This is a genomic window from Glycomyces artemisiae, assembly GCF_003002955.1.
GTDB lineage: Bacteria > Actinomycetota > Actinomycetes > Mycobacteriales > Micromonosporaceae > Glycomyces > Glycomyces artemisiae.
Map to the genome: position 1 here is coordinate 190,792 of NZ_PVTJ01000007.1, position 20,817 is coordinate 211,608.

The following is a 20,817-nucleotide window of genomic DNA, read 5'->3' on the forward strand; positions in this document are numbered from 1 at the left end:
CTCAAATTCCCACTTATCCTATCGGAGCAATCCGAGTATTGTCGGTTTCCTTGCGGCGCTGCGGTTCCGGACTGAGGCGGCCGGTCAGGACGATCCAGGCGCACAGGACCAGCAGGGGCGCGGCCTGGAGCAGGTTCACCTCCCACGGCGCGAACCCGCCGAGCAGCGGCTCGGAGAACGTGCCGATCACGAGGTTGTTGCCCGCGTGCGCCAGGCTCGGGACCCAGATCGAGCCCGAGCGCAGGAACAGCCACGCCAGGATCACGGCCTGGGCGACGATCTGCGCGGCCCAGGTCGCGAGCGTCAAGCCCGGGGCGTCGCTGCACGGTCCTCGACCCGCAGGTCATCGCGCAGTTGGTGCGCCGCCACCGGGACCCGTTGGGGGCGTTGACGGAACGGGAGCGGGAAGTGCTCGGCCTGATCGCCGAGGGCCGCTCGAACCAGTCGATCGCGCGGGGCCTGTACGTCTCGGAGGCGGCGGTCGGCAAGCACGTCGGCTCGATCCTCGCGAAGCTCGGCCTGCCCCCTGACGAGGACACGAACCGGCGCGTGCTCGCGGTGCTCGCCTACCTCCGGAACTAGTCCCTTCCCCTCACTTCGCCCAGCGCAGGGCGAGGAGGTCGCGGCGGCGGGCGTGTTCGAGCAGGCCCGCGCGGGTCTCGGCGGACACGGACTCGAACGGGGCCCGGCAGGTGTCCGAGGCGATCACGCCGCCTTCGGCGAGCACGATCTTGGCCGCCCGGAGGCCGCACTGGCGGTTCTCGTACTGGATGAGCGGGAGGGCCGCTTCCCATGCGGCCGCGGCGTTCTCGCGGTCGCCGTCGAGGTGGGCGCGGACCGCGGGCCCGAGCAGGTCGGGCAGGAGCGCGCTGCACATGGTGCCGACCGCGCCCGCGTCGAGGTCGGGGAGGAGGGTCACCGACTCCTCGCCGTCGAACAGGCCGGGAAGGTCCTCCCCCGCGAGCGCGGCGAGGTCGCGGATCTTCTGGGCGGCGCGGGCGACCTCGATCTTGGCGTACTTCACCTGCGGCACGGCCGCGGCGATCCGGGCGAGGAGCGGCACGGAGAGCGGGGTGGCGCTCATCGGGGCGTCCTGGATCATGATGTCGACGTCGAGGCCGTCGGCGACGCGCTTGAAGTACTCGACCACGTCGTCGTCGTTGCAGCGCACGGTGGTCCCGAAGAACGGCGCCATGAGCATGACCACGGCCGCGCCGCGCTCCTGCGCTTGAAGGCTGCGCTCGGCGGCGATCCGGGTGCTGAAGTGGCTGGTGGTGACGGTGACCGGGACGCGCCCCGCGGCGGCGTCGAGGCTCGTCTCCAGGACTTCGAGGCGCTCCCTGTCGTCGAGCGAGAACTGCTCCGAGTAGTTGGCGAGGATGCAGACGGCGTCCGATCCGGCGTCGATGAGGAACTCGACGACGCGGCGCTGCCCGTCCAGGTCCAGGGCCTCATCCTGCGTGAACACGGTCGGCGCGACCGGCATCACGCCGGTCAGCGTGGTGGTCATGATGGTTCGTTCCTCCTTGCGTGTGGGCCGGAGTCAATCATGACGGCACCGCGCGGAGCATGACTTTGCCGATGCGGACGATCGTTGCCGAGCGGATGGTGATGCCGTCTTCGACGTCGCGGACCGAAGGGTCGACCCAGACGCCGGTGCTCCGTCGCCAGGGCAGGAGTTCGAGGCGGACGCCGTGCACTGCAACGGCGTCGCGGTGGGCGCTCAGGTCGAGGTCCCAGACGCGGCCGTGCCAGAAGTGGTCGCCGACGAACGCGTCGCCGATGTACGCGCGGCCGGTGTCGCCGGTCCAGTCGAGCCGCAGCAGGACCCGGTCGGCGTCGCCGAGGTCGGGGACGGCGAGGTGGACCTGCGCCGCGCCGGAGTAGTCGGTCGGGGCGCTGAGGCGGTCCATGGGGCCGCCGCGGCGGGGCTCGGGGGCGGTCGCGGGACCGGGCTGGTCGACGGCGAGCGGAACGGGGCCGACGCCAGGGGCCGTGATCGTCCAGCGTGTCCACGGGCCTTCGCTGCCCGCTGTCTCGACTTGGGCGCCTTCGGCTTCGAGGGCGTCCGGGGCGGGGAGGACCGCGACCGCGACCTCCTCGTGGTCGGTGTGGACGACGAGGCCACCGTCCTGGGCGTAGACCGGGGCGTCGGCGAGGACGAGGCGGTCGCGGCCGGCGAACGGGAGCCGGTAGAGGCGATTCGCGCTCGCGTCGTCGAGGATCAGGAGGCGGACGCCGTCGAGGTCGATGAGGCAGTCCGGGCCGGGCGCGGCGGGGAGGTCCACGAGAGTGCCGTCGCCGAGGACGATCTCCACCGGGACGCCGTCGGTGGCGGCCAGGACCACGAGGTCGTCGAGGCGGGTGAGCAGTTGCGCTGTGGCGCTGCGGAGTTCGAGGGTGTCGGTGAGCGCGTGGCGCAGCGGCCAGGCGACCGAGACGCCCGCGGGGAGGTCGATCGGCTCGGTCGGGACGGTGACCTCGGCGTCGCCGAAGCGCACGGTGAACTGGACGCCGGGCTGGGCGGCGATCGGCCGCTTGGGCGGCTGGTAGGTGGTGGTGAAGAGGTAGCCGCTGCGGCCGTCGGAGCGCACGGCCCAGCGCAGCTCGTCGGGGCCTTCGTCGCCGCCGCCCACAGTGGAGGCCATGGCGGCGATGCGGCGGCCTTCGGTCTGGAGCCAGAGGTGCTGGCGGCGCAGGGCGTGGTGGTGGGGCCGGATCTGGCCGTACTCGCCGATCGGCGCGTGGAAGTCGTACGTCAGCGCCGGGACGTCGTTGGGGTAGCCGGTGTCGTGCGACTCCTGTTCGGTCCCATGGGGTCCGGTGCGCTGGGTGCCGCCCGCGTACATGTAGTAGCCCTGCCAGGCCGAGCCGGAGCCGATCTTCGCGAGCGCGAGGTTGGCGACGTCCTCGGGTGAGACGAGCGGGCGGCGGTGGTAGGCGACGTGCATGCCGCCGCCGAGTTCGCAGGTGGCGAACGGGGTGCGGTCGTCGTGCTTGAGCGGTTCGGCGGCCTCGGCGGCGATGCCGTCGAGGGCTTCGCGCAGGTCGGCGCCGACGCTGAGGTCGTCGCGGACCTCGGAGTAGCGGAAGTGGAAGGGCGCGAAGGCGGGCCACTCGACGGTCGAGTCCTCCCAGAAGCCCTCGGAGTAGGCGCTGTAGACCGGCAGGAGCGTGTCGGGCACCTGCGCGCCGCCCCAGCCGGTCGCGGTCCAGAACGGCACGCGAAGGCCGAGGTCCTCGGCGATCTCACGGAGTCGGGCGAGATGGTCGGGCCGGTCGTACAGCTCGTTGTCGACCTGCGCGCCGACGACCGGCCCGCCTTCGGCGTGGGTGAGCCCGTCGAGCTGGGCGATGATCTGCGCGTAGAGCGCGCGCACGAGCGCGAGGTAGTCGGGGTCGTTGGTGCGGGTCTTGAGGCCGCGTTCGACGAGCCAGTCGGGGAAGCCGCCGTTGCGGTACTCGCCGTGGCCCCACGGCCCCATGCGGACGATCACGTCGAGGCCGTGGGCCGCAGCGAGTTCGATGAAGGCGCGCAGGTCGCGGTTGCCGGTCCACTCGAAGCGGCCCGGCTCGGGTTCGTGGACGGCCCAGAAGACGTAGGTGGCGACGGAGTCGAGGCCGCCCGCGCGGGCGTGGCCGAGGACCTCGCTCCAGCGCTCGCGGGGGATGCGGGCGTAGTGGATCTCGCCGGTGATCGGGAACCACGGGCGGCCGCCGCGTTCGAACCACCTGCTGGTGACCTCGATCCGGTCCGGCGCGCCGGGGGGTTCACCGAAGGGCAGGTGGCCGCGCAGGGGCGGCTCCGGGGCGAAGACCCGCAGGTCGTGGGCTTGCTCGTGCATGACGCTCCTTTGCGCGCTTCGTGGTCAGCGTCGCGTGGCGAGGGCGGCGACGGTGCGGGCGTGGCCGTTGAGGGGGTCGCGGGCGAGGGCGCGGCGCGCCAGGTCCGCGGCCCTGCCGGGGTCGCCGTCCAGGTGCGCGAGCTGGGCGCGGAGGACGATCACGCGGGTGTCGTGCTCGGCCTGGACGTCGGCGGTGAACAGGAGCATGGTCGGAAGCGAGGTCGCGAAGTAGTCGATCGTCGCGGTCTCCTGCGACTGCTCCTCGATGTACTGCGCGAGGTCGTCGCGCAGTGCGGCGGCGCGGTCGTGCTCGCCGAGGCGGCGCAGCGCGGTGACGGCGGCGGCGGTGTGCTCGGAGTGGGCTTTGACCTGCATGCCCTGGAAGTCGCCGTCCTGCGCGGCGGCCTGCTCCCAGGCGGCGCGGGCCGCGACGTCCTCTCCCGTGGCGGCGAGCGCGTCGCCGAGGGCGAGGTGGAGGTCCGCGGTGTTGGCGAGCGGGTGGCGGGCCTCGCCGAGGCTGCGGGGCGGGTTGAGGGCGGCTTCGGCGTGCGCGGCGGCGCGGCCCGGGTCGGTGCGGGCGAGGTGGAGGTGGGCGTCCTCCCACGCGGCGAGCACTCGCCCTTCACCGCCTTCCCACGGCTGGAAGGCGCGGCCCGCGAGCACGTCGACCGCGTCGCCCGGTCGTCCGGCGGCGGTGAGGAGCTCGGCGAACTGCACGGTGAGGTCGTCGCGGGTGGCGACGAGGTCGCGGCGGTCGGCAAGGGCGGCAAGGCGTTCGGCGGGGTCGACGCCTCGGCGGGCGTCGAGCTGGTCTGCCTCGTAGAGCAGGCGGGCGTCGTCGGGGGCGGCGGCGCGGGCGCGCGCGTACCAGGCGGCGGCGCGCTCGGCGTCGCCTTGGACGTTGTGGGCGGCGACGCCGAGGTTGCGGAGCACCACTGGGTCGCCGGTGGGCGCGGCGGCCTCCCAGGCGGTGATCGCCTCGGTGCGGCGGCCCGCTGCGTAGAGGCGGTGGCCGGCGAGCGCGGCCAGGACCGGGTCGTCGGGGCGGTGCCCGCGCAGGCGCGCGAGGGCGTCGTCCTCGGTGTGGGAGGGGAAGCACCAGGTGCGGTCGAGCGCGTGGACCTGTTGCAGCGCATGGTCGGCGGCGGCGGTGTCGCCGCGTTCGAATTCGAGGTCGGCGCGGTGGATCCAGGCGATGGGGGCGACGTTGACCTGCCCGGGGGCGGGGGTGAGGGACGCGGCCTTCGTGAGAAGGTCGATCGCGGCCTCGTCGTCGCGGATCGCGCGGTATTCGAGGGCCGTGTCGAGGGCGATCGTGGGGTCGGTGGTGAGTTCGGCGTCGAGTCCGAGGCGGGCGGCGAGGTCGCGGGCCCAGGCGTCGAGCGGGTTGTCGCGCAGCGTGTCCGCGGTGACGGCGGCGGCGCCGGTCCGGTCGCCGCGGCGCAGCAGCGCTGCCGCGAGGAGGTTGCGGGCCTGAGTGTGGCGGGAACTGCGGGCGACGAGGTCGCGCAGCGCCGGTTCGGCGTCGCGGCCCGCGGCGAGGTCGAGGCGGGCGGTGGCGACCGTGGCGGCGTCGGCCCACGCCGCGTCCCAGAGGGCTTTCCCGAAGGCGGCCTTGGCTCCTGCTTCCTTGCCTTGGCGGGCGAGGACGAGGCCGAGACGGTAGTGGGCCTCGCCGTCGCGGGGGTTGGGGTTGCGGCGGGTGAGGCGTGCGACCGCGGTGCGCAGGTGCGCTTCGGCTTCGGCGAGGCGCCCGGCGCGCATGAGCCGCGCGGCCAGCGCGGTGTTGCAGCGGGCGTCGCCGGGGTCGCGGCGCAGGGCCTCGCGCCAGTAGGGCTCGGGCGGGCGGGTGGCGTGGCGGTACTGGTCGAGGTGGAGACCGGTGAGGTACAGCTCGTCCGTTGACGGGACCGCTTCGGGCGCAGGCGGTTCGGTGGCGGGCTCGGCAGCAGCCGGTTCGGCGGGCTCGGGCCGGGGACGCCAGGACACGAGGGTCGCGCCGCCGTGCTCGACGGCCAGCTCCAGGCCGGTCGCCTCGACGGCCTCGGGCAGGTACAGCTCCTCGACGTGCGGGGCGCCGGGGGCGAGGTCCGCGGCCGTCTCGTGGACGATCCGGTCGCCGTGCCGCAGCACCACTCGGGCGCCGGGGCGCGGGGCGGTGGTCGCCGCGGCGATCCGCACGCGCTCACCGTCGACGTCGAGGCGCACCGCGGCATCCAATGTGGCCTGATGGACGGGGCCGGTGTCCTGGATCGGGTACCAGTACTGGGAGAACGTCCGCGTCTCGCCGGGCCGGAGGAACGCGAAGTCGGGCTGGTTGTCGGTGAAGACCCCGGCCATGAGCTCCACGTAAGGCCCGCCGGTGTCGGTCAGATGCGAGTCCCAGGCCCAGCCGAAGGGCGCGTTGCCCCAGGTCCACTGCTTCTTGCCGGGCGCGGTCCGGTGGTCGGCCCAGTGCACGAACCCCGCGCCCGCGGCGTGGTCGTAGCCGCCGAAGAAGTCGTCCTCGGTGCCCAGGCACATGTAGGAGGTGGGGACGGGGATGTTGCGGTACCAGTCGAGCCGGTCGCCGTCGGGGCGCTCGGCCGTGCGCTGCGCGGGGTAGTCGACCCCGTAGTAGCGGCCCTCGGCCGCGGGGAACGTGGTGGTGGCGCGCTTGGCGTGGTCGGCGACGACGCGCACGTCGGTGGGGAAGAACGACTGGTAGTCGTCGTGGACCTCGGCCGCGACATTGGCCCACCACAGGAACGTCTGCACCTCGTCGGTGCGGTTGACGAGGTGCCCGCGCAGTTCGATCAGGGCGCTGCCGGGCCGCAGCCGGATGCCGTGCATGCCCTGCATGCGCGCGAACGGGTCGTGGTCGGAGCACCAGACCGTCACGGCCCCATCGTCTTCGTGCTCGATGCACGCCTCGGTCGGCAGGTGCGTCGCGGGGCGGTGGTGCTGGGGCCAGTTGAACTCGACGCCGCCGGAGAGCCACGGCCCCGCGAGCCCGACGAGCGCGGGCTTGACGACCTCGTTGCGGTAGAAGAAGTCGTAGCCGCGGGTCTTGTCGTACCCGATGTGGATGCGCCCGCCCAGTTCCGGCAGGACCATGAGCCGCACATACTCGTTCTCCAAGTGCACCGCGTCCCACTCGCGCGGCGCCTTCTCGCGCTCGATCGCGTCGATGAACGGCAGCGGGTACACCGCGCCCGAGGAGCCCTGGTAGACGCGCTGGTCGAGGTAGGCCGGGTACCGGTCCGGCGCTGCGGGCGCGTACGTGTCGATCGCGACCGCCTCCCGCCAGGCGCGCACGGGCAGGTCGGCGAGCTCGGCGGGGGCGTCGGGCAGCACGATCTTGGACGCTTCGGTCGACATGGTTCGAGCGTATGGACCCTTGACATCGAAGTCGATGGTCATTTCACTGGAGGACATGGACGAACCGACGACCGTCACCGATGCCGACGGGGTCCGCGAGGGCTTCGCGGGCCAGCGCATGCTGGTCGTCCCCGGCTCCATCGCCGACCGGGCACTGCGGCACCCGGTGACCGGGAAGCTCCTGGTCACCGACGCCGGGTACTTCCCCCACGCGGCCCGGCACGGCCGCTCCCGCCCGCGCGGCGCGCCCCAGCAGATCCTCCTGGTCTGCACCGACGGCGAGGGCTGGTGCCGCTCCGAGGGCGCCGAGTTCGCGGTGTCGCGCGGCGGCGCGGTCCTCCTGCCCGCCGACCGCCCCCACGCCTACGGCGCCTCCGAGACCGACCCGTGGACGCTCTGGTGGTTCCACTTCACCGGCTCGGACGCCGCCGACCTCGTCAAGAGCGCACACGCCGCCGCGGACGGCCGGGTCACCCACCTGCGCGACCCCGCGCCCGTGGCGAGCCTGGTGTCGCAGGTGATCGACGCCCTCGACTCAGGACTCACCCTCTCCTCGCTCATCCGCGCTTCCGGCGCCGCCTGGCACGCGATCGCCGAGGTCATCGCGACCGGGCGCCGCAACCCGGGTCCGACGCTCAACCCGCTGGAGCGGGCCGTGGACCACCTGCGCGCCACGTCCCCGCACCGCACGTCGGTGACGGCGCTGGCCTCGATGGTCGGCCTCAGCGCTTCGCAGCTGACGTCGCTGTTCCGCGACAACCTCGGCGTCTCGCCCCTCCAGTTCCAGGTGAACCTGCGCATGACGCGCGCCCGCGAGCTCCTCGACGGCTCCGACCTCCCCATCGCCGCGGTCGCCCGCGAAGCCGGGTTCGACGACCCGATGTACTTCTCGCGCCAGTTCACCCGCGTTCACGGCACGACCCCCACCGCCTACCGGAGCCGCCCGGTCGGCACCTGACGTCAGCCGAGGCGGGACCGGTTCACTCCGGTCGGCCGCCGATGATGACGGTGGCCGGGTGGCCGTTGACGAGGATGCCGTGGGCGGCGTTCAGGGCGAAGCCCGCTTGCTCCAGGGCCGCTTCCGCGACGGGGGCGATCCGGCGCGCGGTGAGGACCACGAGCCTGCCGGTGTCGGTGCGCAGCACCCGGTCGAAGGACCGCGCCATTCGGTCGAGGAATTCGGGGACCGGCAATTCGAGTTCCTCGAATTCGCCCCAGGGCGGATCGGTGACGATGACATCGATACTGCGGTCTGCGATGGAGGGGAGTTCGAGTGCGTCGTCGGCGAGGAATTCGATCGCGCGGCCGTCCCGAATGCGGTCGGTGAATTCGTCGCGCAGCAGTCGCAATGCGGTATCGGAATAGATGATGCGCTGCGCCGGGAATGCCAGCCGGGCCTCCACGAACGAGCCCGATCCGGCGAAGGGGTCCAGGAACACGTCGGCGGGCTCGGGCCGGGAGGCCGCGACGAGCATCGCCGAGAGCTCGTGGGAGACGGCGCCGCGGGCCTTCGCGGGGAGTTTCGGGCGGTTGTGCCTGCGGCAGAACATGAACCGGTCGTATTCGGTGCGTCCGACGATCCAGTACTCCTCGCCCGCGCCGCTGGGCGCGACGCGCTGCCCGGAGGCGTACGAGACGGCGGATTCGAGGCGGCGCCGGGCGCGGGCGCCGATGCCGACCAGTTCGCCGTCCACATGGAACATGAGCCGGAACGTGCGGGCGCCGCTGTCCAACCGGTCCTCGGCGATGAAGTCGGCGATGTCCAAGGCGGCCGTTTCGAGTCGCTCCCGGGGCACGTCGGCGATCACGGAGAAGGAGTTCTTCGCGAAGGGAATGCGCTCGATGTCCTCGGGCGCGGAATCGGCGTCGAACACCATGGCGCTGTCGTCGGCATAGGCGACGTCCACCCCGGTCGCATAGGAGCCGAGGGATTCCTCTACCAGTCCACCGGTCCCGGCAGGGAACTGAATGTAATAGCGCACCGGTGGATCGTACAGGCCGCGAACGCGAACCGGCTCAATAGCGCTCGCCGGGCGGGACGATGCCCGTGCGGCCCTCCCACGAGCCGTGCTCGGCGAGCGGGCGGAAGCGGAGGGTGGTGAACTCGCGGTGGAAGTCGCGGCGCTCGCGTTCGGCCATGGCCTCGTGGTGGAGCCGGGCGGCGGGGCCGTCGTCGCGGCCGAAGACCATGCCGGTCATGGCGCGGGCGCTGGTCCACACCGAGAAGGTGACGACGGTGCGCGGCGGCCGCATCGCGGCGAGCGCGAGCGTCGTCTCGGGGTGGTCGCGGACCTGGCGTTCGACGGGCCTGCCCCAGTGGAGGAAGCGCGGCAGCTCGGGGAGGCGCATGCGCGCGAGCGTCACGGCGACGACGGGTTCGGCCGGGTCGGTGCGGCCCGTGTCCGCGGGGAGGTGGTCGAAGGCGCGGACCGCGCCCCAGCGGCGCAGGTAGGCGAGCCGCACGTGCCAGCCGGTCGCGAGCGCCCGGCCGAGCGGATGCTCCGAGAGGAACGCGTCGAGCGCCGCTTCGTCGGTCCACTCGGCGAAGACGGCGAGGTGGCGCAGCCGCATGCGGTGGCGGGAGACGACCGGGGCGCCGAGCCGCATCCCGGCGAGGACCTCGACGCGGTCCAGGCCCGGCGCCGCGGGCCGCCGCGCGAGCGCGCCGAGGGCCGTGCGGAGGGGGACGCGGGCGAGGTGGAACGAGTGGATGCTCATGTATGCATTGAAGCCCGTGCGTTCCAGGCGGGCTGAATACTGGTCGGGACGGAAGGAGACGCAGTCGTGGGGATCATCGGGGTGACCGGGGCGAGCGGGCAGCTGGGGTCGAGGGTGGCGCGGCTGCTCGCCGAGCGCGGGGCCGCGCAGCGGCTGGTGGTGCGGGACGCGTCGCGGGCACCGGACGTCGCGGGCGCGGAGGTCGCGGTCGCGTCGTTCGAGGACGGGGAGGCGCTGCGGGAGGCGCTGACCGGGGTGGACACGCTGTTCCTGGTGTCCGCGCACGAGAGCGAGGACCGGATGCCCGAGCACCGCAGCGCCGTGGCGGCCGCGGTGGCGGCGGGGGTCGAGCGGGTCGTCTACACCTCGTTCATGGGCGCGTCGCCGCTCGCGACGTTCACGTTCGCGCGGGAGCACTCGCTCACCGAGCAGCTCATCGTCGAGTCGGGGCTGCGGCTCACGGCGCTGCGGAACGCGCTGTACGCGGACATGCTGCCGCTCTTCGTGCAGGACGGGGAGATCCGCGGCCCGGCCGGGAACGGCAGGGTCGCGTGGGTCGCCCGGCACGACGTGGCGCGGCTCGCCGCGGAAGTGCTCACCGATGCGGCCCATGCCGACCGGATCTACGACGTGTCCGGCCCCGAGCCGCTGAACTTGGAGGAGTCGGCGCGGATCCTCGGCCGGGTCGTCGGCGCCGACATCAGGTACGTGGCCGAGACCGACGAGGAGGCGCGCGCCTCCCGTGCGGGGGCCGAGGAGTGGCAGATCGCCGGATGGGCCGGGTCGTACAAGGCCGTTGCGACCGGCGAGACCTCGGTGACCAGCCATACGATCGAGCACGTCACGGGGCGGCGCCCTTGGACGCTGGAGGAGTTCCTGCGCAATGAGCCCGACTCGTGGCGGCACCTCGTCTGAGCCTCAGCGCCGGGCTTCGTGGCAGCGGAAGACGAGGCGCATGCGGACCGTGCCGTCGGCGCGGGCGAGCGGCCCGAACAGCTCGTGGAACGCGGATTCGACTGCGGCGCGGCCGGAATGGCGCACCGCGGCCGCGACGGGGCCCGCCGGGAGCTGGGCCGCGACGGCGTCCGCGATCGACGTGTAGTCGACGTCGAAGGCGATGTCGAACGTGGTGGCCTCCGTGAATCCGGCGTCGCGAAGGGCTTCTCGCGCGGCGGCGGCGTCGGTGAGGTCGAAGGGGCCGGGGACTTCGCCGCGGGCGGCGAGCGGATTGATGAGCGCGGCGCTCCGGGCCTGGTCGGGCCCGGCACCGACCGTGAGCACCGCCCGGCCGCCTTCCGCCGTCACGCGGGCGAGCTCGGCGAGCGCGCGGCGCGGGTCGGCGGCGTAGTGGACCGAGTTGAAGGCGGTGACGGTGTCGAAGCCGTTGTCGGGGAACGGCATCCGGGCGAGGTCGCCGAGGACGTAGCGGGGCCCGGGGCGTTGGGCGCGGGCGTACTCGATGAGGCCGGCGGCGGCGTCGAGGCCGGTCACGTCGGCGCCGGTATGGGCGGCGAGACTCGCGAACAGGCCCGCGCCGCACCCGGCGTCGAGGTGCCGCGTGCCGGGTTCCGGTTGCAGGCGTTGGAGGATGCGCTCGTAGAGCGGCAGGATGCGGCATTCGGCGGTGCGCGCCCAGGCCTGCGGGTCGCTGCTCCAGAGCTCGCCTTGGACTGCGGCGTTTCGGACTGCGGCGTTCGATGCGGTGTCGGACATGGCCCGACCGTACGGCCGCGGTCCGGCGCCCGTCTTGTACGAACCGGGCGCATGTTCCGGGCCGAGCCCGCCGGGCGATGAATCCGGAGCGGCCGCCTCGTCTCAACCTGTAGCGCCGGCGCTCGGCCTGCGCACGAGGCGGAACGGAGCGGGCATGACCAAGGTGCAGAGCCACATGACGATGTCGCTGGACGGGTTCATCGCGCAGCCCGACGACCAGGTCGGCGAGCTGTTCGAGTGGTACGAGGCCGGAGACGTCGCGGTGCCCAGTGCGAACGAGCGCGTCGAGTTCAGGGTCGACGCCGCGAGCGCGCCGATCTTGAAGGAGTTGACCGAGCACTGCGGTGCGATCGTCGCGGGGCGGCGGCTGTTCGACATGACCGGCGGCTGGGACGACAGGCATCCGGCGGGCGCGCCGGTCGTGGTCGTCTCGCACACGGTGCCCGAGGACGCCGCGGAGCGGTGGCCGCGGACCGTGTTCGTCGACGGCGTCGCCGCGGCGATCGAGCGGGCGCGGCAGATCGCCGGGGAGCGGGACGTGACGATCGCCAGCGCGACCATCACGCAGCAGGCGCTGGCGCTCGGGCTGGTCGACGAGGTGTGCGTGAGCCTGGTGCCGGTGCTGTTCGGCGAGGGCGTGCCGTACTTCGCGGCCTTCGACACCGGGCATCTGCTGCTGGAGGACCCGGAGGTGGTCCAGGGCAAGCGCGCGGTGCACCTGCGGTACCCGGTGCGGCGGGGCTGAACTCCGGCCGCTTGTGACCGATCCTCGGGCTTACCGGTCGGCCGGGTGGCGCCCGGCGGCGCGCGCCATAGGATGGGCGCATGAAGATCTGGATCGCTCATGAAGCGGGGCTGGCGCACCTCGGAGTCCTCCCCGACGGTGCCGAGGTCGAGGTCTGGGACGGCGGCGAGTTCCCCTCCGACCCGGCCGACGTGAAGCTGCTGGTCGCCGGGGGCGGCGGCGTGGACGAGGAGAAGCTCAAGGCGATGACGGGGCTCGCCGCGGTGCAGATCCTCAGCGCCGGGGCCGAGAAGTGGATTCCGATCATGCCCGAGGGGGTCGCGCTGTGCGACAACCGGGGCGCGCACACCGAGACGACCGCGGAGTGGATCCAGGCGGCGACGCTCGCGTCGATCCGCCGGTTCGACGCGTTCGCGCGGCACCAGGCGGCTCGCGAGTGGGCGGCCGGGTTCACCGGGACGCTCACGGGCGCGACGGCGCTCATCGTGGGCGCCGGGTCGATCGGCGAGTCCGTGGCGCGGCGGTTCGCGGCGGGCGACGTGGACGTCGTGAAGATCGCCCGCACGGCGCGGCCGGGCGTCGGGACCATCGAGGACCTGCCCGACCTGCTGCCGAAGGCCGACGTCGTGGTCATCATCGTGCCGCTGACGCCCGAGACCGAGAAGCTCGTGGACGCCGCGTTCCTCGCGCGCATGAAGGACGGCGCGCTCCTGGTCAACGCCGCGCGCGGCCGGGTCGTGGACACCGACGCGCTGACGGCGGAGGTCCGCACGGGCCGAATCCGGTGCGCCCTCGACGTGACCGAGCCCGAGCCGCTGCCTGCGGACCACGAGCTGTGGGGCCTCGAAGGCGCGCTCATCACCCCGCACGTGGGCGGCGCGGTCGACGGGTTCATCGGCCGGGTCTATCCGCCGGTCGGCGACCAGATCCGCCGGTTCGCCGCTGGCGAGCCGCTCGCCAACACCGTGGTGAACGGCTACTGACCCGCCCGTTCTAGGCGGTGCCGAAGCGCGCGGCCGCGCGCGCCTTGGCCTTCGCGGCCTCCTCTTCCCTGTCGCGGGGCGGCGCCGCCGTCACGAGGGAGTCCAGCAGCTCCCTGGTGGCGGCGGCGACCGCCTCGACGGCTTTGTCGAAGGCCTCCTGGTTGGCCTTCGACGGTTTCGTCGACCCGCTGAGCTTGCGCACGTACTGGAGCGCCGCGGCGGCGACCTCCTCATCGGTGGCGACGGGGTCGAGGTTGAACAGCGTCTGAATGCTTCGGCACATGCCCCAACCCTGACACGCCCCACCGACAGCCCGCAGCCGCGCGCCCTGACTCAGGAGCGCGCGGCCCGTCCGCGTCCGGACGCCGTGCTCAGTGGTCGTCCGCGGTGAGCGCCGCCTCCACGTGCGCCTCGCCGGGCTCGGAGAGGGTGAGGTCGACGCTGCGGCCCGCGGCGGTGATGCGGTAGTCGCCGAGGAAGCCGGTGAAGCGCACGCGGCCGTCGGCGTCGGTGGCGAGGGTGGTGGGCGGGGTGCCCCACTCGTCGTTGACGAGGTGGTGGAGGCGGTCGTAGGAGGGCTTGGGGGTGCCGTCGGCGCGCACGAAGCCGCCGGGGGCGCCGAGCCACATGCCCGCGTCGTTCATGCCCCAGTAGGTGATCGCCTCGACGGAGGGGTGGGCGACGAGCGTGCGGTAGTGGCGTTCGATCTCGTCGGCTTGGCGCGCTTCGCCTTCGGGGGTGGAGGGCCAGGAGTCGACCTGGTGGTCGTTGAGGTCCTCGATGTGCGGGGGCATGAGCTCGCCGGAGAGGATGGTGGTCTCGGTGAAGTGGATGGGGAGGCCGTAGCGGGAGAAGCGGTCGAGGATCGCCTCGGTCTTCTCTTCGCCCCAGTAGCCCTGGTGCATGTGGCTCTGGAGGCCGAGCACGTCGATCTGGATGCCCGCTTCGAGGACGCCCTCGATGAGGCACTCGTAGGCCGCGGACATGTCGAAGTCGTTGAGCAGCAGGGTCGCGGAGGGGTTCGCCTCGCGGGCGGCGTCGAAGACCATGCGCACCATGGGGATGCGGCCGATGTCGCGGCACAGGCGGGTGATGCCGTTGTCGTACTTGTCGAAGATCGGCATGATGACGACCTCGTTGATGACGTCCCACATGTCGATCGCGCCCGCGAAGCCGCTCACTTCGCGCGTGATGCGGTCGACCTGGGCGCGGGCGATCTCCTCGTTGTCGAGGTCGAGGAGCCAGTCCGCGGTGACGGTGTGCCAGGCGAGGGGGTGGCCCTTGACGGGGTGGCCGCGGTCGGCGAACCAGCGGGCGGCCTTGAGGAGGCGCTCGGTGTCGGGGTTGCCGCGCTCGGGTTCGAAACGGCCCCAGTAGAACGGGAGGGTCGCGAAGTTGAACAGGCCCTCCCACAGCTCGGCGTTGCGGGCGGCACGCTCGGCGTCGGCGGCGGAGCCGTTCGCGTGGCCGACGAGGTCGAACCCGGTGCACCCGAAGAGGAAGCGGTGCCGGGTCTGCTCGACGACGACCTCGCTTCCGGCGAGGGGCGCGCCGTCGAGGGTGAGCGTGACGACGGCGTCGGCGGTCCGGTGGGCGAGCGTTCCGGAAGTTTCTGACATTACAGCGCTGCTTTCCATGGAATTTTCGGTGCAACCGTATTCCAGCAGGCTTGCGCCGCCACGTCAAGGGCCCGCCCTGATGCACAGGACGGGCCCTCGGGTGATCTTCTACCAGGCGTACGCCTCGGGGGCCGCGCCGCCGGGGCCGGGGAACCGCTCGTCGAGGGTCTTCAGGTCCTCGTCGGTGAGCTCCACGTCGAGCGCGGCGACCGCGTCTTCGAGCTGCTCGACGGTGCGCGGGCCGATGATCGGGCCCGTGACGCCCGGCTGTCGCAGGACCCACGCGAGGCCGAGGACCGCGGGCGCGATGCCCTTGTCGGCCGCGAGGGCCTCGTACGCCTCCAGGGCCGGGCGGTGCTCCTCGATGCGGGCGGCCATCTGCGCGCTCGCGCGGCGGCCGGTCTGGGCCGCTTTGGCGAGGACCCCGCCGAGGAGCCCGCCCGCGAGCGGGGACCACGGGATGACGCCGAGGCCGTAGTGCTGCGCCGCCGGGATCACTTCGAGTTCGATGTGGCGGTTCACGAGGCTGTAGATCGACTGCTCCGAGACGAGGCCGAAGCTCCCGCGCTTGGCGGCCTGCTCGTTCGCCTGCGCGATCATCCAGCCCGCGAAGTTCGACGAGCCGGAGTAGACCACTTTGCCCTGGGCGACCAGGACCTCGATCGCCTCCCAGATCTCCTCCCAGCGCACCGAGCGGTCGACGTGGTGGAACTGGTAGAGGTCGATCCGGTCGGTCTGGAGGCGCTTGAGCGAGGCCTCCACCTGGGCGCGGATGCTGTACGCGGACAGGCCGCGGTCGTTGACGGCGTCGCTCATCGCGCCGTACACCTTGGTGGCGAGGACGACCTGGTCGCGGGCCTCGGGGCGGGCGGCGAACCACCGGCCGATGATCCCCTCGGTCCAGCCCTTGCGGTCGCGGCCGTAGACGTTCGCGGTGTCGAAGAAGTTCACGCCGAGTTCGAGCGCCCGGTCCATGATCCGGTGCGCGTCGGACTCCTCGGTCTCGGGCCCGAAGTTCATGGTGCCGAGGACGATGCGCGAGACCTTGACGCCCGCGCGGCCGAGCTGGGTGTATTCCATTGCTCCTCCTTGGTCAGCACCGATCCTAGTCCGCGCAGAAAGCCTTTTCACGTGCTGTTCGGCGGCGCGAACGGCGGACCGGGGGACGGCGCTGACGTAGACTGGGGCGGCCCGCAGGACGTGTCGAGGGGAGGCCCGGTGGCATCCGAGGTCGTTGTCGTGCATGCGAACGAGACGCCGCCGGACTGGTGGGACGCCGCGGTGTTCCTCGCCGGGCCGCTCCCCAGGACCGACGACGTGGCCTCGTGGAACCCCGAGGCGATCGCGCACCTGCGCGAGCAGTGGACGAGGGACGGGCGGCTCGTGGTGTTCACCCCGGAGCTGCGCGCGGGCGTCCTCAGCGACTACACCGGGCAGATCGAGTGGGAGCACCGCGGGATGCACGACGCGGACGTGGTGCTGTTCTGGGTGCCGCGCGACCTGGAGACCATGCCCGCGTTCACCACGAACATCGAGTGGGGCATCTGGTACGGCACCGGGAAGGTGGTCTACGGGGCGCCGCCGACCGCGGAGAAGAACGAGTACCTGCACTACCTCGCGGAGGCGCACGGCGTGCCGATCGCGGACCGGCTCGACAAGACCGTGGCCGCGGCGCTGGCGATGATCGGGGACGGGGCGCGGCGCGAGGGCGGGGAGCGGTCGATCCCGCTGCTGCTGTGGCGGGCCGCGAGCTTCCAGACCTGGTACCGGGCGCAGCTCCACGCGGGCAACGTGCTCGAAGGGGCGAGTCTGGAGTGGACGTTCCGGGTCGGGGAGAACAACGAGTCCGTGATGTTCTGGGCCGCGCACGTGCAGGTCCGCGTCACGGCCGAGGACCGCGTGAAGACCAACGAGGTCGTCATCTCCCGGCCCGACACCTCGCAGGTGCTGCTGTACCGGCCCGGCGCGACCGTCGACGAGACGGTGGTCGTGCTCGTGCGCGAGTTCCGGTCCCCCGCTTCGACGTCGGACGGGTTCGTGCACGAGCTGCCCGGCGGCTCCAGCCGCGAGCAGGCCGACCCGGCCGTCCAGGCACGCGAGGAGGTCGAGGAGGAGACCGGGCTGGCCTTCAGCGCGGACCGCTTGCGGCCCATCGGGGTCCGGCAGGTCGCGGCCACCGTGTCGGCGCACCGCGCGCACCTGTACGCCGCCGAGATCACCGAGGCCGAGCTGGAGTGGTTCCGCGGGCAGCGGGACGTGCCGCACGGCGAGGGCGACACGGAGCGCACGTGGGTCGAGATCGCCTCGTACGGCGAGATCCGCAGGCGCGGCCTCGTGGACTGGGCGACCCTCGGGATGATCGCCCAGGCGCTCGGCTGAGACCGGTCTAGTCGCAGACGGCGGGGTCGGAGCCGCTGTAAGAGTAGGTGATCGTGATCGTGTCGGCGAACGCCCGCTCCTCCCCCGCGGCCGGGTCCTGCCCGATGACCTCGCAGTCGTCGTAGTAGGGGCCGAACAAGCCCTCCTGCTCGCCTTCGCGCGCGACCTCGCCGAACCCGGCGCCGTTCAGGGCCGACTCGGCCTCGTTCGCGATCAGGCCCGTGACCTCGGGGACCGCGCCCGACGTGGGCGCCTCGTCGGCCTCGGTCGTCGGGTCGCTCTCCGTCTCCTCCTCGGCCGCTTCGGATTCCACCGCGTTCGGCGAGCCCGGGGCCTCCTGGCCCCCGGTGCCACCGGTGTCGCCCTCCTCGTCCGGCGAGGTCGGGGCCTCGCTCGCCGCGGTCGCGGTCGGCTCGGGCGACTCGGAGGCGGTGGCCTCGGGCCGGTCGTCGTCCCCGAGCTGGTTGCCGTACACGGCGCCCGCGGCCACCAGCGGCACGAGCACGGCCGCGAGGACGACGAGGCGGCGCTTCTTTCGCGGGCGGCCCTGCGCCTCGGCGACGGGCGCGTTCGCGAGCGCCACGAGCCGCGCGCCGTCGGCCGCGGCGGCCTCGGGGAACGCGGGCAGGACCGGGTCGAGGCCGGTCCGCGCGGCGAGCGCGCTCGCCAGGAGCGGGGTGCGGCTGGCGCCGCCGACGAGGATGAGGCCGGTGACGGCGGTGTCGGCCTCGGCGATGGCCGCGACGGCGAGGTCGGCGGCCTGGTCGACGAGTTCGGCGATGCACGACTCCAGCTCGTCGCGGGTCAGGTGGAGGTCGCGCTCGCCGATGGGGAGGGGCACGCCCGCCCTGGGGCGCTTGGAGATCAGCTCGCGCGCGTTCCGGATCTCGGCGAGGAGCGCGGCGCGCAGGGCCTCGTCCTCCGCGGTCCCCGGCGAGTCCACTCGGTCCCAGAAGTCGGGGTCGGTGTCGCGGTAGCGGCCCGAGAGGTACGCGAAGAGGAGCTGGTCGAACTCGCGGCCGCCGACGGCCGCGGTGCTGGCGGAGGCGCGGTGCTGGAACTCGTCCTCGCCGCGCACGACCACGGTGACGTCGAAGGTGTTCGCGCCGAGGTCGCACACGACGAGTCCGGCGCCGGTCTCCAGCTCGCGCCCGAGGCCCTCCACGTAGCAGACCGCGGCGGCCTCGGGCCCGGCCATGACCTCGACCGCGCCGAGCCCGGCCTCCCCGGCCAGGTAGACCAGCTCCTGCCGCCGGGCCGCGCCCCACGACGCGGGGACGGCGAAGCCGACGGCCGCGGGGACCGCTCCCGCGGCCTCGTCGCGGGCGTCGCGGACGCGGCCGAGCACGGCTTCGAGCGCCGTTTCGCCGTCCAGGCAACGGATCTCGGTTTCCTGGTCGCCGCGTCGGATCGACAGCGTGACGTTCGGCCCTCCGAGCTCGACGCCGATCGCCGCCATTGCGGGGTTGTGCTGCATGATCCGAGTCTAGGAACTTCTATAGAAGCCCTTTGATCTACCTTGCGCCTATTCCCCTTTACCTGCCCTTACACCCGGTCTGATCGCATTGCGTCCGTCCCTTGTCACGCAAGGTGTTGTGCCTGTTCGTACCAATGGGACGCAATTGTTCAATCGGCGCCGGGCGCGTCCTGAAGGGGGACGGGGGCGGGGCGGTCGCAGGTGCTCTCGACGGTGACCGCGGTGCCGCTGTGCGCGGCTTCGAGGAGGGCCGTCATGGTTTCGAGGACGTGGTAGGCGAGGTCGCCGCTGGCGCGGAAGGGTTCGCCGGGCGGGGTGGCCGCGAGGTCGGCGACGCCGTAGCCGCGGCCCGCGTCGCGGTAGCCCGCGGAGGGCGGGAGGGTCTCCCATGCGCCGCCGAGCGCGTGCAGCTGGACGTCCCCGTCGAAGTGGTTCGGGTCGGGGACGATGAGCGAGCCGGTCTCGCCGTGGATCTCGATGTTGGAGGCGCGGGTGGCGACCGAGTCGAAGCTCATGACGAGGGTGGAGAGCGCGCCGGACTCGTGGCGCAGGACCCCGGTGACGTGGGTGTCGACGGAGACCGGGATCGTCTCGCCCGCACGGGGACCGGAGCCGATGACGCGGGTGTCGCGGGTGTGGCTGGCGGCGCCGACGACGGAGGCGACGGGGCCGAGGAGCGTCACGAGCGCGGTCACGTAGTACGGGCCCATGTCGAGCAGGGGGCCGCCGCCCGGGACGTAGTAGAAGTCCGGGTTGGGGTGCCAGCGCTCGTGCCCGGGGCAGAGCATGGAGGCGGTGGCGGCGACGGGGGTGCCGATGAGGCCGTCGTCGACGGCCTTGCGGGCGGTCTGGATGCCGGTGCCCAGGACGGTGTCGGGGGCGCAGCCGACGCGCACGCCCGCCTCGCGGGCGGCGTCGAGGACGGCCTTGGCGTCGCCGAGGTCGGCGGCGAGGGGCTTCTCGCCGTAGACGTCCTTGCCCGCGGCGATGGCCTTGAGGGCGATGTCGGCGTGGGCGGCGGGGATCGTCAGGTTGAGGACGAGGTCCACGTCGGGGTCGGCGAGGAGGCCGTCGACGGTGAGGGCGCGGGCCCCGTGGGCGTCGGCGACCTCTTTGGCGCGGGCCTCGTCGAGGTCGGCGACGGCGGTGAGGCGCACGGCGTCGAGGCGCTCGAATGCGGCGAGGTACTGGCCGGAGATCGCTCCGACGCCGATGATCCCGATGTTCAGCGGCTGGCCCACAGGATGCCCCTCTCGATGATGGTGCGCACGTTCGGGTCGGCGAGGACGCCCATGTCGTGGCCGGGGGTGGCGACGAAGATGCGGCCCTGGCCCCATTCGCGGGTCCACACGGCCGGGCAGGTGATCGGCCGGTGCCACGGGTGGTAGGGGGTGACGGGGATGGTGGTGGTCGCGAGGACGTCGTTGAGCTCGTCGGAGAGGACCCAGTACTGCTCGGTGTGGAGGTCGAAGTCCGCGATGCCCTTGACGATCGGGTGGTCGGCCTGCTCGGGGACGATGTTCACGGTGTAGTGCGTGAAGCAGTCGGCGGCCTCGCCCTTGAGCTCCTCGCGCGGGGCGCGGGTGGGGTGGGTGGCGAACTGGCCGCCGATGAACTGGAGGTAGTCGGAGCTGTTGCGGTAGGAGTCGGCGATGCCGCCGTGCCAGCCGGCCATGCCGGCGCCCTGCTCGACGGCGGCGATGAGGCCGTGCAGCTCGTCGCGCTCGATGGTGTTCATGGTGTTGGTCTGGACGATGAGGTCGACCGTGGCCATGTACCCCGCGTCGGCGTAGACGGCGGTGGCGTCCTCGACGCGGACGTCGTAGCCGTGCTCTTTGAGGAAGGGCAGGAACGAGTCGGTGGCCTCGACGGGCTGGTGCCCGTCCCAGCCGCCGCGCACGACGAGCGCGCGCTTGTTCTCCGTTGCAGGCATTGCTTGGCTCCAAAAGTTGCGCAAGTTCGGCGCCGGTCCGGCGTC

Annotated in this window: 18 protein-coding genes and 1 pseudogene; 6 read left to right on the forward strand and 13 right to left on the reverse strand. The window is 72.8% G+C overall.

What is annotated here, in order from left to right:
* Positions 1-13: 13 nt before the first annotated feature.
* Entirely contained in the window at positions 14-307 is a 294-nt protein-coding gene (locus tag B0I28_RS18515) for a CPBP family intramembrane glutamic endopeptidase (protein WP_106365325.1), read from the reverse strand.
* A 17-nt stretch (positions 308-324) separates the two neighbouring features.
* Between B0I28_RS18515 and B0I28_RS18520 the strand changes: the two are divergent.
* Positions 325-582, forward strand: a pseudogene (locus tag B0I28_RS18520) (response regulator transcription factor); the annotation flags it as partial.
* A 10-nt stretch (positions 583-592) separates the two neighbouring features.
* On the opposite strand, the gene B0I28_RS18525 reads toward B0I28_RS18520, so the two are convergent.
* The 3 genes from B0I28_RS18525 to B0I28_RS18535 are packed head-to-tail and all read right to left on the reverse strand — an operon-like array spanning position 593 to position 7,205.
* Complete coding sequence (locus tag B0I28_RS18525) at positions 593-1,510, reverse strand: dihydrodipicolinate synthase family protein (protein WP_106365327.1); 918 nt, start codon at positions 1,508-1,510, stop codon at positions 593-595.
* A 37-nt stretch (positions 1,511-1,547) separates the two neighbouring features.
* Positions 1,548-3,845 carry a beta-galactosidase gene (locus B0I28_RS18530; RefSeq protein ID WP_106365328.1) on the reverse strand — a complete coding sequence of 766 codons (2,298 nt, stop codon included), beginning with the start codon at positions 3,843-3,845 and terminating at the stop codon, positions 1,548-1,550.
* Between the two features lie 24 nt (positions 3,846-3,869).
* Complete coding sequence (locus B0I28_RS18535) at positions 3,870-7,205, reverse strand: DUF5107 domain-containing protein (RefSeq protein ID WP_106365329.1); 3,336 nt, start codon at positions 7,203-7,205, stop codon at positions 3,870-3,872.
* A 55-nt stretch (positions 7,206-7,260) separates the two neighbouring features.
* Here B0I28_RS18535 and B0I28_RS18540 point away from each other — a divergent pair, with 55 nt between their 5' ends.
* Positions 7,261-8,163 carry an AraC family transcriptional regulator gene (locus B0I28_RS18540; protein ID WP_106365330.1) on the forward strand — a complete coding sequence of 301 codons (903 nt, stop codon included), beginning with the start codon at positions 7,261-7,263 and terminating at the stop codon, positions 8,161-8,163.
* Positions 8,164-8,185: 22 nt separating this feature from the next.
* On the opposite strand, the gene B0I28_RS18545 is transcribed toward B0I28_RS18540, so the two are convergent.
* Together B0I28_RS18545 and B0I28_RS18550 are read right to left on the reverse strand one after the other, a co-directional pair.
* On the reverse strand, positions 8,186-9,187 hold the full coding sequence (locus tag B0I28_RS18545) for a TRM11 family methyltransferase (protein WP_146148160.1): 1,002 nt from the start codon (positions 9,185-9,187) through the stop codon (positions 8,186-8,188).
* Positions 9,188-9,221: 34 nt separating this feature from the next.
* Positions 9,222-9,923 carry a hypothetical protein gene (locus B0I28_RS18550; protein ID WP_106365332.1) on the reverse strand — a complete coding sequence of 234 codons (702 nt, stop codon included), beginning with the start codon at positions 9,921-9,923 and terminating at the stop codon, positions 9,222-9,224.
* Positions 9,924-9,989: 66 nt separating this feature from the next.
* Here B0I28_RS18550 and B0I28_RS18555 point away from each other — a divergent pair, with 66 nt between their 5' ends.
* Entirely contained in the window at positions 9,990-10,838 is an 849-nt protein-coding gene (locus tag B0I28_RS18555) for an SDR family oxidoreductase (RefSeq protein ID WP_106365333.1), read from the forward strand.
* 3 nt (positions 10,839-10,841) lie between these two features.
* On the opposite strand, the gene B0I28_RS18560 is transcribed toward B0I28_RS18555, so the two are convergent.
* Positions 10,842-11,636: a class I SAM-dependent methyltransferase gene (locus B0I28_RS18560; protein ID WP_106365334.1), complete on the reverse strand. Its 795-nt coding sequence runs from the start codon at positions 11,634-11,636 to the stop codon at positions 10,842-10,844.
* A gap of 154 nt (positions 11,637-11,790) precedes the next feature.
* On the opposite strand from B0I28_RS18560, the gene B0I28_RS18565 reads away from it, so the two are divergent.
* Entirely contained in the window at positions 11,791-12,381 is a 591-nt protein-coding gene (locus tag B0I28_RS18565) for a dihydrofolate reductase family protein (RefSeq protein ID WP_106365335.1), read from the forward strand.
* An 80-nt stretch (positions 12,382-12,461) separates the two neighbouring features.
* Positions 12,462-13,364, forward strand: a complete 903-nt coding sequence (locus tag B0I28_RS18570) for a 2-hydroxyacid dehydrogenase (protein ID WP_106365336.1) — start codon at positions 12,462-12,464, stop codon at positions 13,362-13,364.
* A gap of 10 nt (positions 13,365-13,374) precedes the next feature.
* On the opposite strand, the gene B0I28_RS18575 is transcribed toward B0I28_RS18570, so the two are convergent.
* From B0I28_RS18575 to B0I28_RS18585, 3 genes are all read right to left on the reverse strand, one after another.
* Positions 13,375-13,647 carry a DUF2277 domain-containing protein gene (locus B0I28_RS18575; RefSeq protein WP_106365337.1) on the reverse strand — a complete coding sequence of 91 codons (273 nt, stop codon included), beginning with the start codon at positions 13,645-13,647 and terminating at the stop codon, positions 13,375-13,377.
* Between the two features lie 88 nt (positions 13,648-13,735).
* Positions 13,736-14,983: an endo-1,4-beta-xylanase gene (locus B0I28_RS18580; RefSeq protein WP_106365338.1), complete on the reverse strand. Its 1,248-nt coding sequence runs from the start codon at positions 14,981-14,983 to the stop codon at positions 13,736-13,738.
* A gap of 108 nt (positions 14,984-15,091) precedes the next feature.
* Positions 15,092-16,063: an aldo/keto reductase gene (locus tag B0I28_RS18585; protein WP_106365339.1), complete on the reverse strand. Its 972-nt coding sequence runs from the start codon at positions 16,061-16,063 to the stop codon at positions 15,092-15,094.
* A gap of 138 nt (positions 16,064-16,201) precedes the next feature.
* Between B0I28_RS18585 and B0I28_RS18590 the strand changes: the two genes are divergently transcribed.
* Positions 16,202-17,362: a nucleoside 2-deoxyribosyltransferase domain-containing protein gene (locus B0I28_RS18590; RefSeq protein ID WP_219926851.1), complete on the forward strand. Its 1,161-nt coding sequence runs from the start codon at positions 16,202-16,204 to the stop codon at positions 17,360-17,362.
* A 7-nt stretch (positions 17,363-17,369) separates the two neighbouring features.
* Here the strand turns inward: B0I28_RS18590 and B0I28_RS18595 are convergent, their stop codons facing one another.
* From B0I28_RS18595 to B0I28_RS18605, 3 genes are all read right to left on the reverse strand, one after another.
* Positions 17,370-18,839: an Hsp70 family protein gene (locus B0I28_RS18595; RefSeq protein WP_106365340.1), complete on the reverse strand. Its 1,470-nt coding sequence runs from the start codon at positions 18,837-18,839 to the stop codon at positions 17,370-17,372.
* Between the two features lie 149 nt (positions 18,840-18,988).
* Entirely contained in the window at positions 18,989-20,080 is a 1,092-nt protein-coding gene (locus B0I28_RS18600; protein ID WP_181245856.1) for a Gfo/Idh/MocA family protein, read from the reverse strand.
* Positions 20,065-20,772, reverse strand: a complete 708-nt coding sequence (locus B0I28_RS18605) for a ThuA domain-containing protein (protein ID WP_106365342.1) — start codon at positions 20,770-20,772, stop codon at positions 20,065-20,067. Before B0I28_RS18605 ends, B0I28_RS18600 begins: the two co-directional genes overlap by 16 nt.
* Between the last annotated feature and the right edge of the window lie 45 nt (positions 20,773-20,817).

Coding starts and splice junctions, on each gene's coding strand:
- B0I28_RS18525 (WP_106365327.1), bottom strand. CDS start 1,510: ATGACCACCACGCTGACCGGCGTGATGCCGGTCGCGCCGACCGTGTTC.
- B0I28_RS18530 (WP_106365328.1), bottom strand. CDS start 3,845: ATGCACGAGCAAGCCCACGACCTGCGGGTCTTCGCCCCGGAGCCGCCC.
- B0I28_RS18535 (WP_106365329.1), bottom strand. CDS start 7,205: ATGTCGACCGAAGCGTCCAAGATCGTGCTGCCCGACGCCCCCGCCGAG.
- B0I28_RS18540 (WP_106365330.1), top strand. CDS start 7,261: ATGGACGAACCGACGACCGTCACCGATGCCGACGGGGTCCGCGAGGGC.
- B0I28_RS18550 (WP_106365332.1), bottom strand. CDS start 9,923: ATGAGCATCCACTCGTTCCACCTCGCCCGCGTCCCCCTCCGCACGGCC.
- B0I28_RS18560 (WP_106365334.1), bottom strand. CDS start 11,636: ATGTCCGACACCGCATCGAACGCCGCAGTCCGAAACGCCGCAGTCCAA.
- B0I28_RS18565 (WP_106365335.1), top strand. CDS start 11,791: ATGACCAAGGTGCAGAGCCACATGACGATGTCGCTGGACGGGTTCATC.
- B0I28_RS18570 (WP_106365336.1), top strand. CDS start 12,462: ATGAAGATCTGGATCGCTCATGAAGCGGGGCTGGCGCACCTCGGAGTC.
- B0I28_RS18575 (WP_106365337.1), bottom strand. CDS start 13,647: ATGTGCCGAAGCATTCAGACGCTGTTCAACCTCGACCCCGTCGCCACC.
- B0I28_RS18580 (WP_106365338.1), bottom strand. CDS start 14,983: ATGTCAGAAACTTCCGGAACGCTCGCCCACCGGACCGCCGACGCCGTC.
- B0I28_RS18585 (WP_106365339.1), bottom strand. CDS start 16,063: ATGGAATACACCCAGCTCGGCCGCGCGGGCGTCAAGGTCTCGCGCATC.
- B0I28_RS18595 (WP_106365340.1), bottom strand. CDS start 18,839: ATGCAGCACAACCCCGCAATGGCGGCGATCGGCGTCGAGCTCGGAGGG.
- B0I28_RS18605 (WP_106365342.1), bottom strand. CDS start 20,772: ATGCCTGCAACGGAGAACAAGCGCGCGCTCGTCGTGCGCGGCGGCTGG.